The 13,863-nt window shown below is 61.3% G+C and carries 17 protein-coding genes; 14 read left to right on the top strand and 3 right to left on the bottom strand.

The features are described from left to right. Positions 1-226: 226 nt before the first annotated feature. The 8 genes from ACZ5J0_RS16525 (at position 227) to ACZ5J0_RS16490 (ending at position 7,406) form a co-directional block, all read left to right on the top strand. Positions 227-1,222: a LacI family DNA-binding transcriptional regulator gene (locus ACZ5J0_RS16525; protein ID WP_464093583.1), complete on the top strand. Its 996-nt coding sequence runs from the start codon at positions 227-229 to the stop codon at positions 1,220-1,222. Between the two features lie 201 nt (positions 1,223-1,423). Next, a complete protein-coding gene (locus ACZ5J0_RS16520) occupies positions 1,424-2,734 on the top strand; it encodes an ABC transporter substrate-binding protein (protein ID WP_464093582.1) in 1,311 nt (436 codons plus the stop codon). A 2-nt stretch (positions 2,735-2,736) separates the two neighbouring features. After that, entirely contained in the window at positions 2,737-3,696 is a 960-nt protein-coding gene (locus ACZ5J0_RS16515) for a carbohydrate ABC transporter permease (protein WP_464093581.1), read from the top strand. Beyond that, positions 3,693-4,592, top strand: coding sequence for a carbohydrate ABC transporter permease (locus ACZ5J0_RS16510; protein WP_011776118.1), 900 nt, complete (start codon positions 3,693-3,695; stop codon positions 4,590-4,592). Before ACZ5J0_RS16515 ends, ACZ5J0_RS16510 begins: the two co-directional genes overlap by 4 nt. Before the next feature lie 38 nt (positions 4,593-4,630). Beyond that, complete coding sequence (locus ACZ5J0_RS16505) at positions 4,631-5,734, top strand: Gfo/Idh/MocA family protein (protein ID WP_464093580.1); 1,104 nt, start codon at positions 4,631-4,633, stop codon at positions 5,732-5,734. Position 5,735: 1 nt separating this feature from the next. After that, the gene (locus ACZ5J0_RS16500) at positions 5,736-6,485 is read left to right on the top strand and encodes a ThuA domain-containing protein (RefSeq protein WP_142937918.1); all 750 of its coding nucleotides are present in this window, start codon (positions 5,736-5,738) and stop codon (positions 6,483-6,485) included. 96 nt (positions 6,486-6,581) lie between these two features. After that, on the top strand, positions 6,582-6,992 hold the full coding sequence (locus ACZ5J0_RS16495) for a hypothetical protein (protein WP_464093579.1): 411 nt from the start codon (positions 6,582-6,584) through the stop codon (positions 6,990-6,992). A 168-nt stretch (positions 6,993-7,160) separates the two neighbouring features. Next, on the top strand, positions 7,161-7,406 hold the full coding sequence (locus tag ACZ5J0_RS16490; protein WP_464094744.1) for a hypothetical protein: 246 nt from the start codon (positions 7,161-7,163) through the stop codon (positions 7,404-7,406). Here the strand turns inward: ACZ5J0_RS16490 and ACZ5J0_RS16485 are convergent. The 3 genes from ACZ5J0_RS16485 to ACZ5J0_RS16475 form a co-directional block, all read right to left on the bottom strand. Then, positions 7,387-8,193, bottom strand: coding sequence for a DMT family transporter (locus ACZ5J0_RS16485; protein ID WP_464093578.1), 807 nt, complete (start codon positions 8,191-8,193; stop codon positions 7,387-7,389). The genes ACZ5J0_RS16490 and ACZ5J0_RS16485 overlap by 20 nt on opposite strands. 329 nt (positions 8,194-8,522) lie before the next feature. Then, entirely contained in the window at positions 8,523-9,107 is a 585-nt protein-coding gene (locus tag ACZ5J0_RS16480; protein ID WP_243753320.1) for a hypothetical protein, read from the bottom strand. Between the two features lie 47 nt (positions 9,108-9,154). Next, the gene (locus ACZ5J0_RS16475) at positions 9,155-9,556 is read right to left on the bottom strand and encodes a hypothetical protein (RefSeq protein WP_238703337.1); all 402 of its coding nucleotides are present in this window, start codon (positions 9,554-9,556) and stop codon (positions 9,155-9,157) included. A gap of 268 nt (positions 9,557-9,824) precedes the next feature. Here ACZ5J0_RS16475 and mpaB point away from each other — a divergent pair, with 268 nt between their 5' ends. The 6 genes from mpaB to ACZ5J0_RS16445 are packed head-to-tail and all read left to right on the top strand — an operon-like array spanning position 9,825 to position 13,858. After that, positions 9,825-10,850, top strand: coding sequence for a daptide biosynthesis RiPP recognition protein (gene mpaB / locus ACZ5J0_RS16470; protein ID WP_464093577.1), 1,026 nt, complete (start codon positions 9,825-9,827; stop codon positions 10,848-10,850). Continuing rightward, positions 10,847-12,136 (top strand): daptide-type RiPP biosynthesis aminotransferase, encoded by a 1,290-nt coding sequence (mpaD, locus tag ACZ5J0_RS16465; RefSeq protein ID WP_464093576.1) that lies wholly within the window; start codon positions 10,847-10,849, stop codon positions 12,134-12,136. The genes mpaB and mpaD overlap by 4 nt, the downstream gene beginning before the upstream one ends. Beyond that, on the top strand, positions 12,133-13,317 hold the full coding sequence (mpaC, locus tag ACZ5J0_RS16460) for a daptide-type RiPP biosynthesis dehydogenase (protein ID WP_464093575.1): 1,185 nt from the start codon (positions 12,133-12,135) through the stop codon (positions 13,315-13,317). The genes mpaD and mpaC overlap by 4 nt, the downstream gene beginning before the upstream one ends. Before the next feature lie 32 nt (positions 13,318-13,349). Beyond that, positions 13,350-13,490 carry a daptide-type RiPP gene (locus ACZ5J0_RS16455; protein ID WP_160147628.1) on the top strand — a complete coding sequence of 47 codons (141 nt, stop codon included), beginning with the start codon at positions 13,350-13,352 and terminating at the stop codon, positions 13,488-13,490. 45 nt (positions 13,491-13,535) lie between these two features. After that, entirely contained in the window at positions 13,536-13,661 is a 126-nt protein-coding gene (locus ACZ5J0_RS16450; RefSeq protein WP_274595832.1) for a daptide-type RiPP, read from the top strand. A gap of 59 nt (positions 13,662-13,720) precedes the next feature. Then, entirely contained in the window at positions 13,721-13,858 is a 138-nt protein-coding gene (locus ACZ5J0_RS16445; protein WP_160147629.1) for a daptide-type RiPP, read from the top strand. Positions 13,859-13,863 lie beyond the last annotated feature (5 nt).

Genomic DNA, 13,863 nt, shown 5'->3' with positions numbered 1-13,863 from the left:
GGGCGCCTACACCGTGACGGTAGATTAAGGCGCTACCCCCGCGTTAGGTCAATATCGGCGCTCACCTTGTAGTCGGGTCCGCCTTGATTCTTGTCATTGGTAGGGCGAACGACTGGCCCGTCGTCCGTGAGCGTCCTCCAACCCCAGCTATGCTGGGGAACGCCGGTGGGTACGGCGGTGACGTGGCGGCTAGGACCATCGTCGCTGCTCGCGGAAGGACAAACTAATGGCTCGGCCGACAGTTCAAGACGTCGCCAAAACGGCGGGGGTGTCCGTGGGGACGGTGTCTCGTGTCTTGAACGGCAGCCCTGCTGTCAGTGCGGCGGCCAAGGAGAAGGTCAACGCAGCGATTCGGGAGCTCAGCTATCGTCCTCTTGCCTCGGCAAGGGATCTCCGAAGAGACCGCACGATGCGCGTCCTGGCCCTCGCCAAGAACCTGGACTCGCTGGTGATCAGCGAAGTTTTCCGCGGTGTCGGTGACGCAGCAGCGGATAGCGGCTATGTCAGCCTCATCGCAGCCACCGACGGAGACCTCGATCGCGAGCAGCAGCTCGTGGACATGCTGAGGAACGGCTCCGTGGACGGTCTGGTGATCTTTTCGCCGACGATGCCAGACGATGACGTCAACATAGTCGCCGAGCAACTCAGCGTGATCCAGGTCTGTGAAATCGTGGACGCCGAGGCGGCCTTCGGGGTGTCCATTGATGACCGCCAAGCCGCCTACGACATCACCAAGCACCTGATCGACACGGGTGCCAAGAAGCTGGCCATGCTCGCTCATAGGGGTGCCCGCTCGGGCCGACTGCGTGAGGAAGGCTTCCGCCAGGCACTCGCGGAAGAGGGCCTGGAACCAGACCAGATCCTATTCGGCGAAGGCAACTTCGGCTTCCACGCCGGCCGCAATCTCACGAAGAAACTCCTGGAAGCAAAGAACCTCCCCGACGCCGTTTTCTGCGGCACCGACGTAGTCGCAGCGGGTTGCGTCCGTGAACTGACCGACGCCGGTCTCCGCGTTCCACAAGACATCGCCGTGGCAGGTTTCGATGACTCTGCTCAGGCAGAAATGTGCGTCCCGGAGCTGACCACCGTCCGCCAGCCGGCCTATGAAATGGGTCGAGTCGCGTTCGCTGAACTCCTGGAGCGGATGACCGTCGAGGGTTCACATCGCACGGGGAGAACTTTCCTCCCGCACGAACTCGTCATCCGGGACTCCACCAAATAGAGAGGGTTGACAGCCCTTAGTGGTCCCTGTCACACTACTTTGGAATCGATTCCACGGCCGCAAGGCCGATTCTTTTGGAAACATTTGGAATCGATTCCATGGATCACACTGCACCACCGGCAAAGAAGCCACCCTCAGCACGCGGGACAGCCAGAACGCGCACTGAACGCCACTCACCCACAGCCACCAAAGGAGCCACTTGTGGACTTGAACCGACCTGCTCTCCCGCTCCAGAACAAAGCCCCCCGAAACCGAAAAGCCCTAGCGGCGACCGCCATAGCAGCAGCCCTCCTCCTCAGCGCATGCGGCGGGGGAGCCGCACCCCAAGGTGCCGAGCAAGCGGCAGCTGCCGACCCGGCGTCGGGCGCTAATGCGAGCGGTGCCGTGAACATCTGCGGCGTCAAGGACGCGAGCGGTATCTACAAGGGCACCGCGGAGGCGTTCACCAAGGCGAACGGCAAGGTCACGGCCAAGTACACCGAGATCGGCGCCACCACGGATGAAGCCCGCACGCAGATCGTACAGCGGCTCGAAGGCAAGTCCACTGAGTGCGACCTCTTCGTCACGGACGTCATCTGGACCTCGGAGTTCGCGTCCCAAGGTTGGCTGCTGGACCAGACCAAGCTGGTGGAAGCCAACAAGGATCGGCTCATTCCCTCCACTGTGGAAACCACCAAGTACCAGGACAAGTACTGGGGCTCGCCGTTCTTCACCAACGCCGGGTTAATCTACTACCAGAAGGACAAGGTGGCCAAGCCCGAGTCCTGGCAGCAGCTCTACGCAGAAGCCGCCAAGGCTCCCGGCAACGGATATGTCTACCAGGGCAAGCAGTACGAGGGCCTCACAGTGAACTTCCTCGAAATGCTCTACAGCGCAGGCGGCGAAGTCCTCAACGATCAGGGCGAGGTCACCATCGACTCCAAGGAAACCCGCGACGTTCTCAACTTCATGAGCGACGGACTCAAGAAGGGTTCAGCCGACCGCGCCGTCCTCACCTACAACGAAGACCCGGCTCGCCTCGCCTACGAGTCCGGCGACTTCGGGTACCAGCGCAACTGGCCGCACGTGTACCGCCTGCTCAACGCGACACCTCTGGCGTCCAGCTTCGGCGTCGCGCCGCTGCCGGCATGGGAAGGCGGCAAGGCCTCCGGCGTGCTCGGCGGCTGGAACCTCGCGATCTCGGCCCACTCCACCAACCAGGCCGGGGCTGTCGCGTTCATCGACTTCGCCACCACCCCGGACTGGCAGAAGCACGTGGCTATGGACTACTCCCAGGCACCCGTCAACGAAGCTGCCTACTCTGACGCCGCGGTACTGCAGAAGATGCCGTTCGCCACCGAACTCCTCGCCTCGGTGAAGGGTGCCAAGCCGCGCCCCATCTCGCCGGTCTACCCGCAGATCTCGCAGGCAATCTACAAGAACGTCTACGCCGTCCTCTCCGGCACCGCCTCCACCGAGGAAGCGGTGCAGAAGATGGCCGAGGAAATCACCACCGCCAAGGCGAGCTTCTGATCATGGCCATCAAGACACTCCTACCGGGCCGCAGCGCGCCGAACCGCCGCGGCCCAGCGAAGACAAGCGGCCGCGACCGCGCCGAACGCAAACTCGCGTTCCGCATGACCGCCCCTTCGCTGGTCATCATGGCGCTGGTCGCGGCAGTCCCCATCGGCTACGCGATCTGGCTCTCGCTGAACCAGTACAGCGTCCGCACCGCCGGCCTGTCTCGTTTCGTCGGCCTGGAAAACTACATCAACGCCCTGGCAAGCCAAGAGTGGTGGGCGGCGTTCGGCCAGACGTTCCTCTTCGCAGGTTTGTCGGTCAGCTTGGAACTCGTCCTCGGCACGGCCATGGCGCTCCTGCTCAACCTCGCGTTCAAGGGCCGGGCCGTCCTGCGCACCGTGGTTCTGCTGCCGTACGCGATCATCACCGTGGTCAGCGCCATCACCTGGCAGACGATGTTCCAGCCCAACATGGGCCTGGTCACCAACGTCCTCTCCGCACTGGGGCTGCCGGGCGGCGACGTCGTCTGGCTCGGTGAGCACGGCTATGCGATGGCCGTGATCGTCATGGCCGACGTCTGGAAGACCACGCCCTTCGCGGCGCTCATCATCCTGGCCGGACTGCAGGTCATCTCCGCCGAAACGTACGAGGCCGCGGAACTCGACGGCGCCAGCAAATGGCAGACCTTCGTCAACATCACCCTGCCGCTGTTGCGTCCGGCGATCGTCCTCGCCGCGATCTTCCGCACCATGGATGCCCTCCGCGTCTTCGACCTGCCGTTCGTGCTCACCCGCGGCGCCAACGGCACCGAATCCATGTCCATGCTCGCCTACACCCAACTGCGCGAAAACCGGCTGGTGGGCGAAGGCTCGGCGCTGTCCATCCTGACCTTCCTTACCGTCATGGTGGTCTCGGTCATCTACGTCCGCTTCGCCGGCGGCAACATCCGCGACGTCGCGAAGGAGGAACAATGAGCACGCTGATTGCAGAACGCCCGACGGCGGAACTCACCACCGGGCGCAAGGCGCCGAAGCGTCGCTTGCGTGGGGAATCGAAACTGCATCCCCTGGTGTGGGTGTTCGTGGTGGCCGTCATGGCTTTCTCGCTCATCCCGTTCTACTGGCTCGTCAACACCTCCCTTAAGAAGGGTGCGAGCCTGTCCCAAGGCGAGCTCTTCCCGAGCCAGCCGACCCTCGAGAACTATCTGGTGGTCTTCCAGAACCCCGAGTTCCTCCTGGCCTTGCGCAACTCGGTGATTATCGCCGTCGTGACTACAACGGTGGCGCTGGTGTTCGCGTCCTTCGCCGCCTATGCGCTGGCGAGGCTGAAGATGCGCCGCAAGGCGATGATCCTGACGCTGATCCTCTCGGTCACCACGTTCCCGGCCATCGCCATCGCGGCCCCGATGTTCTCCATCTGGCGCGAGATCGGGCTGTACGACACTCTGCTCGGCCTCATCATCCCGAAACTGACGTTCGCGTTGCCGCTGGCGATCTACACGCTGACGTCCTTCTTCAAGGAGATCCCGCGTGAGCTGGAGGAATCCGCGTACATGGATGGCGCCACACCGTTCGTCGCCTTCCGCAAGGTGATCCTGCCGCTGGCGGTCCCCGGCTTGGCGACCACGGCGATCCTGGTGTTCATCTCGGTTTGGAATGAATTCCTCCTGGCCGTCACGCTGACCACCTCGCCCGAAGCCCGACCCGTGCCGGTCGCGATTGCGTTCTTCAGCGGCACCAGCGAGTTCGACCAACCCCTCGGCACCATTAGCGCAGCGTCGGTGATCATCACCGTCCCGCTCGTGATCCTGGTGCTCGTGTGCCAGAAGCGAATTGTCTCCGGCATGACGGCCGGCGCCGTCAAGGGCTAACCCCAAAACCTAGTAACCACAGAAAGAACAGGAACAACGTGAGCATTCAGCAGCAGGCCCCGTCCACAACCCTCAAAGTGGGAGTTGTGGGCATCGGTTGGGCCGGCCAGCAGCACCTTAAGGCGTACAGCAACATCGACGGCGTCGAGATTGTCGCCGTCGCAGGCATGGAAGCTGATCTTCTTGCCCAGCTGAAGGAGGAATACAGCATTCCCCACGCCTTCGCCCGCTGGGAAGACATGATCGAGCTCGAAGGTCTCGACGCCGTCAGCGTCGCCGTGCCGACGTTCCTGCACGCGCCGATTGCGATTGCCTCGCTCGAGCGCGGACTGCATGTGTTGAGCGAAAAGCCTTTGGCGCGTAACGCCGTCGAGGGTCAGCAGATGGTGGACGCCGCCCGTAAGGCAGGCCGCGTGCTGGACGTCGCGTTCAACCACCGCCGCCGCGGCGACATCCAGGCGCTCAAGGAAGTGATCGATGCCGGCACGCTCGGTCGCCCGTACTACGCCAAGGCATCGTGGCTCCGGCGCCAAGGCATTCCGATGCTGGGCAGCTGGTTCACCAACCCGGAACTCGCCGGCGGCGGTCCGCTGGCTGACATCGGCGTGCACGTCCTGGACTACTCGCTGCACCTCCTGGGCGAGCCCAAGGTTCTGGCCGTCTCGGCGTCCACCCATTCCGAACTCGGCCCGCGCGGCCTCGGCGGCAACGCCCGGTACACGGCGTCGAACTCCAGCCACAAGTTTGAAGTGGAAGACTTCGCCTCCGCGTTCCTCCGGCTGGAAGGCGGCGGGACCCTGATACTGGAAGCGGGATGGGCCACGTACCGCGACGAGCGGGACCTGATGGACTTCACCGTTTACGGGACCGACGGCGGAGCGGACTTGCGCTCTGTGGGCGCCTCCGAGAACCCGGTGGCGGACGTTCACGTCTTCACGGAGAAGGACGGCGAGAACGCCGACTTTGAGGTGGTGGCCGAACCCGGGCGAGCCCACCAGGCCGTCGTCGACGATTTCATTGCTGCCGTGCGCGGCGGCGAAACTGTATGGGGAAGCCATGATGGTTCACTGGCCCTCAGCCGGGCCCTGGTGCTCGATGCCTGCTACAAATCCGCCCTCGAACAACGTGAAGTGGTGCTCTGAAATGTCTGATGCGAAATTGAAGATTGTCGTCTGGAACGAAGCTGTTCACGAGGCCCGCAACGAGCCTGCGACCATCGGCGAGATGTACCCCGAAGGGATCCACGGTGCCATCGCCGCCGGACTGCGCGGCTTCTACCCGGACTCGGAAATCACGACGGCGACACTCGCCGATCCCGAGCACGGACTCTCCGAAGAGGTGCTGGAGCAGACCGACGTTCTGCTGTGGTGGGGGCATATCGCCCATGGGGAAGTCGCTGAGGAAGTAGTGGAGCGCGTGCAGCGGCATGTCCTCGGCGGCATGGGCCTCGTGGTCCTGCACTCCGGGCATTTCGCCAAGATCTTCACTCGATTGTTGGGGACCACGTGCTCGCTGAAGTGGCGCAACGAGGGCGAACGCGAGCTGGTGTGGACGGTGAAGCCTTCGCACCCGATCGCGGCCGGCATTGAGAGCCCTATCGTGATTCCGCAGCAGGAAATGTACGGCGAACTGTTCGACATTCCAGAACCCGATGACCTGATCTTCATCAGCTCGTTTACTGGGGGAGAGGTGTTCCGCTCCGGCGTGACGTTCTCCCGCGGCAAGGGCCGGATTTTCTACTTCAGCCCCGGAGACCAGGAATACCCCGTGTACCACCAGCCGCAGATCCAGAAGGTCATCGCCAACGGGGTTGGCTGGGTGGCGCAGCCCGGCGTTTTCCGGGAAGCGCCCGAGGTCTCCAACCCGGCGCGGGGCTGGTTCGAGGAAGCCTAGCGCAGAGGGCTTCCACTCGTGAATCCTCTGTTCCACACTGGATTAATCTGCTTGTACTGAGCGGTGGATCGGGGAGGGCCGAATCGAGGGAAGGCTATGCAGAAAGCGCGTGTGGCGGCCGTGCTGACCTGGATTTACGCGGCGGCGTTCGGGATTCCTGCGATTCCAGTCAGCATCTACCTCCTCCAAAACGGGTATCTACCAATGTTCATGGACCTGTTCCCGATGTACGCGGGACCGTGGGACGGCCTGGACGGCTGGGTCTTCGTGACGCTGCTGATGGCATTCCTGATTGTGGTGTTGGTGGCGTCGTGGGCTGCTTGGCTCGCATGGAAGGGACGCCGGTCTGGGCTTATTCTCGGGCTGGCACTCCTACCTGTCGAAGCAGTGTTCTGGCTAGGCTTTGATCTGCCGTTCCCGTGGTTGTTCGGTGTGGCCCGGGGGCTGCTGTACGCGCTCGTTGTGATGTCCTTGCGTCAACGTCCGGAGGGGCGGCTGGTGGCGTAAGTGCGTTCACTCATGCTCTCCCGCGATTAGCCGTTGCCTTCGGCGCAACCCAATAAATCGATCTACTGCGACAGCAATGGCCATCACGACGAGTCCTATTCCGAAGGCGGTCATCGGGCCATATATTGGCCAGAATATAGCGAACGTGAAAGTGATTTATACGCACTCATGAATCGATTGAGGCCCCAAGGATTAGCCACCTATAAGTGGGAAATATCACCTACCGGTCCGCTGCGAAAATGTTATCAACTGACAAATGCGGGGTTTGAAGAATTGGAGCACCGGCACGCAACGTGGAACCCACAGCAGCCACAAACGCATCCCTCTCAGTCCCGGCACGTGTGGAGGAACGAGTCAGACAAGGTGGGTGCCACAGCAATTCATTGGTTTCAACTTATGCTCCTCGTTTTTTAGATTTCAGTTGTCTGCTTGTTTGGGCGCGAGCATCCGTCCAGACGCTAAGTACGGCACACCCGGTGAGAACGATCAGCCCCGTGATCTGTCGGCCGTCCAAGTACTGGTTAAGGCCTAGTACGCCGACGATCGCAGCCAACGCGGCTATGGTCAGCAGTGCCACGACAAGCGCCTGGCCCACCCACCGGTCTGCTGTCTGCAAGTCAGGAACTGGGGTTAGGATCTGCCCTGCTAGAACAACTAGGAACGCGAACCACAAAGCCTTGGATAACACTGCCAGCGGATGGGACGCAGTCGGCATAGTCGTCCCCACCTTGATATAAACGCTCAACAGAATCCCGGTAGCCACGGCCCACAGGATTCCCGCGGGATCCGGTCGGCTGGCGAAGTCCACGATGAGGAAAAGTCCTGCCACGGCGCCCAAAACCGCAAGCCGGACCGCCCGAGGGCGCGTACGCAGACAGCCGAGTACCAAGGGGACAATGAATTCAATGGAAACCGCTAGAGACAGCGAAATATGGGAAATTGCTTGATAGAAGCAAAGCTGCATCAATCCCAAAACGACACCGTAGCCGACGATGCGGCGCAGGGATACCACAGCGGAGTATCTTACAAACCAGAGGGCAGGAAGGAGCGCCAAAGCTCCGATTCCTACTCTCAGGCACGTCGCAATTCCTGCGCCAGCAGCTCCAATGAGCCCAACGGCCATACCGTTACCGAGCTGAAGCGCGGCCAGGCTTACGGCCACGGCAGCCACACCCGCCGAGGAAGCCCTTGGCTTCCTCATGTAAACCGCGCGAACGACAAAACCACGGCTGCTGTCCCCCATGCCGCCATAGGCCTATATCCCCCAATACGTCGTACCATCTGCCTGCGTACAAGGGAGCCGCTGCTGTATCAGCACAGAAGTGCTGCGCCGACGGTCCGCCTGTAAACCGAACCCAAGATGCCTGAATGCGCTTACAGGGGCGCGTCGATGCTCCCACTATCGAGTGCGTGCAGCTTGGAGTTCGTGACGCAGCTATCCATGCAAACATGCGAGGACACCGAAGCGTACAAGCTTCTAGGCCGTTTAGGTTTCATCTGACGGGACAACCACTGGCGTCGGCCGCGCAGTTATGTAGTAGAGGGCAGCCCCGCCGCAAACGCCTCTATCCGATCGAACACCTCGGTTTGAGCTAGCTGGGAGGCCCGCCAGTCTTCCGGGATTTGCAGGGAATGATCGGCCCCGGGCACCTCAAAGAACGTCCCGGCACTCTCAGACTTACGTCCGCCGTCCCACAGCTTGTCCAATGAACCGCCGATAAAGAGATCGTCCTTTGAAGACATGCTGATAGTACTTCTGACCCTCTCGTCTGTGAGCAGCGGCGTCAGCCAGATACCCGGGATGCGCTCTTCCTCGGCCCAAGGGATACACAGGGTGCTGAAGGACTTGGCGACAATCAATCGTTGATCGGCGTCTGGTGCGGCCGCGAAAGCCGTCTTAGCGGCAGCCGCCGCGAACTCTTGAGGGCCAGCACCGGGCAAATCGTCAGGAGTCCACCGGACAGCCTGAACATGCCAGCCCAGTGCTCCCAGCATTTCACCAACCCAGAAGAGGACTGGGCCCTCAACCGGGTACCCGGAACCGGGAAGCAGGACGGCTACCTTGGTTCGTGCCGAGTGATCAGTGGAGGGTTTAGCCCAGGTGAAGGATTCCATAAGGCATGCTAACCGGCGACCGATGACGCGAGCCTGACCGCCGGAGATCAGCCTGCGTGCTCCCTTTCCTGATTGAGCGAAAACTCGGGGGCACTCCGATGGAAGTGACCATAACGGCGTAGGCAAAGGTACGTGCCGACGAAGGTGGCAAAGCCCAGAAGTGGCCCGGCCCAGGCGACGATGGGTGAGCCGCGCAGGAACATCGCCACGATGGCAAATGCCGTGGCTGTGATGACGATCGCCGGTTTTTCCGGGGCGAGGTGGTACTGGACCTTCCGGCCGATCTGGCCGTAAAAGAACCCCACGATCAAGGGGAAGACGATGAAAACGCCGCCCACAATCAAAAGCCACGGCATCGCTGCCATGGTGGCGGCGCCGATGGTCAGCCCGTAACAGCCAGCCAGCGTCAGCCAATAGCTGTTGGCACTTTTACCGTGTTTCTTCTTCATGTTCAGACGTCCCCAAATCGGCGAGGGCCCAGCATAGCGGCTCCCAAGCCGAGCCCGAAGTCATGCAATCAGACGCTGGCTCCGCACACCTAGGCCATCCCAAAACGCCACCTAGTTGCTCCAAATTGACCCCTAATTTCGGCCAAATCACCACCTAGTTTCGCCTTTCCGCCCTGTGGGCCCTGAACCCGCCCATAGTGTCCTTCTCAGAACGCAGCCCCGGATTAAATGCGGAGCTGCCGGTGAAGACAACTATGGGGTTGGGGAAATGAAGCTGAGTCAGCAACAGAGCATTGCCGCCGCTGTGGATCAGTGGATCACAGGGGTACCCGGACGGATACCGGGTCACGTTATTTTTGTTGAGAATCCCGAGCACGCCGATTACGCGAAGACTCTCGCCGGCGAAGGCTCTACGGTTCTGGTTCTGAACGGCGACAAAGCCGATGACGGCATCGTCACGGCATCGGGGTCATTCGACGCCGCGGGGGAAGAGCTCCTGGTGGACGGCACCCTCAGCTTGGAGATTCAGGACTATGTGGCTATCCCGTTCGTCAATCTGGTGGGTGTGACGGTAGTCAGGATCACCACCAAGGAGGACTGGCAAGCCTTTTTCGACGATGCAGAAGAAGCTGTCCGCTCCGGTCATTTTGTCCAGCAACTCACTGAGGTCAACGCCGTTCTGGCGGAGCGCGGGTTGTTGAGCGGGGCCGCGAAGGACACCCTGTTGCTGACGCGGCTTCACATCACCTGGGATGGTTCCGTCAGGTCCGGTCCCTATGGAACCAAAATCGGCAAGGTAGGTGACTCGCTTCCGGACATCAGGGTCCGGGCCGTTTCTCTGAGGCCGGAGTCCGCCGTTGCCGCTGTCTACTACCCCTGGGACATTCAGGACTCCCTTGAGGCCAGGACCTGGATCCCGCGCTACCTGGCCGCCTTGGATGCTTGGAAGTTCATTCCCCGTGAAGACCGGGCCACCACAAGTCTGGTCGGATTCGGCACCAGTCTTTACGGCGCCACTCTCAATGACGGCCTCCCGTCAGCGGACGCTCCTTTTATCCTCAAGCGGGCTGCCGAATACACTCTGCTGGACCCTAAGACAGGCCGGCTCTTCAAGATCGGCACGGACGCCGCCGCCATTATTGAGGCCGTCTCCACCATGCGAGACATCAAGGTTGCTGCCAGGGTGGTGGCACCCGCACTCAAGGTTTCAGCTGGTGTGGCTGAGAGTGCCGCCAGAGCGGTGGTCACGCATTTTGAACAGCTGGGCATCGACATCATGGGTGCGGGCCGATGACTGTTGAGCCGGTCCTGCCAACCCCGCGGACACAACTTCCCCTCTGGGTTCCGCTAACCACCCAGCATGACTTCGACGAGGCCGGCTACACGGCGGTCAGCGCCAACGGCGTGCATGTCACCTTCGAGGACGGCCAGCAACGGATCTGCGCAAAGAGCGGCCTGTGGAACACCAATCTCGGTTACGGAAACCAGCAAATAGCTGAAGCCGTGGCTACGGAACTTCACGCCGCCTCCTACCTTCCGCTGTTCCGCACGTCCCACCGGAAAGCGATCGAGGCTTCAAGGGCCCTCCTGAGTCTGCCTGCACATGACTTCCAACGAGTGGTGTTTTCCACCTCTGGCGGTGCGGCCAATGACGCAGCGATGAAGCTCGCCCGCCAGTATTTTGTTTTGAACGGCCAGCCCGAGAGGAAGCTCATTGTTGGCCTGAGTGGCAGCTACCACGGGCTGACCTATGGAAGCCAGGCCCTCAGCGGTGATGAACTCGGACAGGCAGTTTACGGCGTGGACCGGCGCAATATCCGCCACATCAGATTCGACGACGACGGCGCGGAACTCACCCGGCTGATGCACAGGGAAGGGCACAGGATCGCGGCCGTCATCATGGAACCGGTCCTGGGTTCAGGCGCGGAATCAGTGCCGGACGGCTTCATTGAGGAGGTCATCAAACACCGGGACCACCACGGCTACCTGGTGGTCGCCGACGAGGTTGCCACCGGCTTCGGCAGGGTGAACGGTTGGTTCGCCTCGGATGCATGGCCTCAACAGCCGGACATTATTATCACGTCAAAGGGCCTGACCAATGGCACCAGCGCTTGCGCCGCCCTCTTGATAGCCCACCGCGTAACCCAACTCTTTGACGCATCAGAGTCCATCTTTGTTCACGGGGAAACCCAAGCTGGAACTCCGGCAACATGTGCCGCGATCCTCAGCACCATCGCTGAGATGAAGCGCTTGGACCACCACACCCTGAACAAGCAGGTGGCTGAGGGTCTCAACACAGTCATTGAAGACCTTCAACACACCCCGGGAGTAGGTAACTCAACGGGTCGCGGCTGTATGCGCGGCCTCAAGCTTCACGCGAAAAACGGCATGCCGCTCTCTTCGGACGGCGTCCTGACTGTAGTGAGGAACATTCATCAAGCCGGTGCCATAGTCCAGCCGGGGCCTGGGCGGATCCAACTGCTGCCTGCCCTGACTTACACGGAGGACAACTTTGCAGAGCTCCGGGCCGCGGTAAAGGCAGGCCTGTTCAGTGCCGAACGCGACGGAGTTTTCGAGTGATTGCCGATCACGGCTTGAGGACCCGTTGCGTCATTGCCGACGACGGGACGGCACCAAAGTACGTGGGCGGCCTCACTCGCGGCAGAACGGGCTTGGTAGTCGATCGGGACCTCAAAGTGCACCGAGACAAACTTCTTGAAGGTGACCTCAAAGGTTCAGCTGTCCTGGAATTGACTGCGGAGCCCGTCACCGTGGAAACGCTGAGGACCGTGGGCCGCTTCATCCGCGAAAACGGACTTCAGACGGTGGTGGGACTCGGCGGCGGTTCAGTCCTTGACGCGGTAAAGCTCGCCGCAATCTTTACCGCTGATCCCGCTTTGACCATATTCGCTGAGCGCCACGCCAAGCGCTCCGGACTGTTGGTGTTGCCGCCGATCACTAACCCCAACGATCGTCCGAAGACCATTCTCATGCCGTCCACGGTGGGTACCGGCGCTGAAGTCAGCGCTGTAGCGTGCCTGGACACCGCCGTCGGACGCCGCTTGATTGCCACGCGCAATTTGGTGGGTGACGTGGCAATGCTCGACGCCGGGCACCTGGCCACCCTGCCCAAGTATCTGGTTTTCGAAGGTCTGCTTGAAGCTCTGCTGAGAGTGGCGGGGACCATGGTTGGCAGCCAGCACAGCATCTTTGACGACGACGGCCATGTCCTCATCCAACGGATGGTCCGGTTGGGAGAGCGGCTGACTCTTTACGATACGGCGGAACTCCGCCTAACTGCGGCCCGCCTCAGCATGGAGACGCACACCGGATGGGCACTCATGGGCCGCAACCCCTATGGGGCAAGGCACTGGTACCTCGCAAACGAGCTCGCGTACGTGACAGGGGCGAGAAAAATGACGGCGACAGCGTCTGTGATCGGGCCTATCTGGGCCGAAATTACCAACGGTGCAGCAGCCTGGGGTGACCGCCGGAGGCTCCAACAACTGTGGTCCGTGGTCACCGAGGCGGTCCCTGAGCTGGACCCGGACCCGGCTCAGGGTATCAACCACCTGATGCGGCGGTGGGGTATCGCCGGACTCGAGAACATCGGCGGCGAAACGCTTCTCCGAACCACGGAAGCTGCTATCCGAAATTGGGGCGGATCACTGCCCATGCTTCGCGGCATTGACGCCGCGCAGATTCAGTACGTCCTCCATAGCGCGGCGAGGACACACAGTCTTGTCCGCCCAATCGGGTGATCTACGAGCGACAAGAGGAAGGAGGTGAGTACATGAACAGCACAGCACTCAAAGCCTTGGACCTCAACATCCAAGAGCTGGAGGCCATGGACGTTCCGGACGACTGGGACGAACGCATCAAGGGCATCACGGCGGGACTGGCATTGGTGGGCATCGCGGTGGCCATCACCTGATCGCGCAGCTAACTCAAAACGCGCACTGAAGGGAGGTGAAAACGAATGCAAAATCAGCTCAACATCTCCGTCCAGGAGATCGAGTCGATGGATACCCCGGACTTCAACAACTGGTTCATCGGTGTGTCCCAAGGAGTTGCCATCGGCCTGATCGCCGTCAGCATCACCTAATCAGGGGTCCGCTACACAAGCTCCGCTCCGTATCCAGAGACCTAAGAAAGGAGAATTCAATGATCGCAGCCTCGAACCTTCAGCTGACCATCGAAGAGCTGGAAAACCTCGACACCCCGGACGATACACCGTGGTACATCCGCGTTGGTGACGTCATCATCATTGCCGGCGTCGTCGTCGGCCTCGCCGCTACCTAAGCAAG

Source organism: Arthrobacter sp. DualSoilB13, from assembly GCF_055389195.1.
The sequence above is the reverse complement of the archived record's forward strand: the minus strand, read 5'-3'. Positions and strand labels throughout refer to the sequence as shown.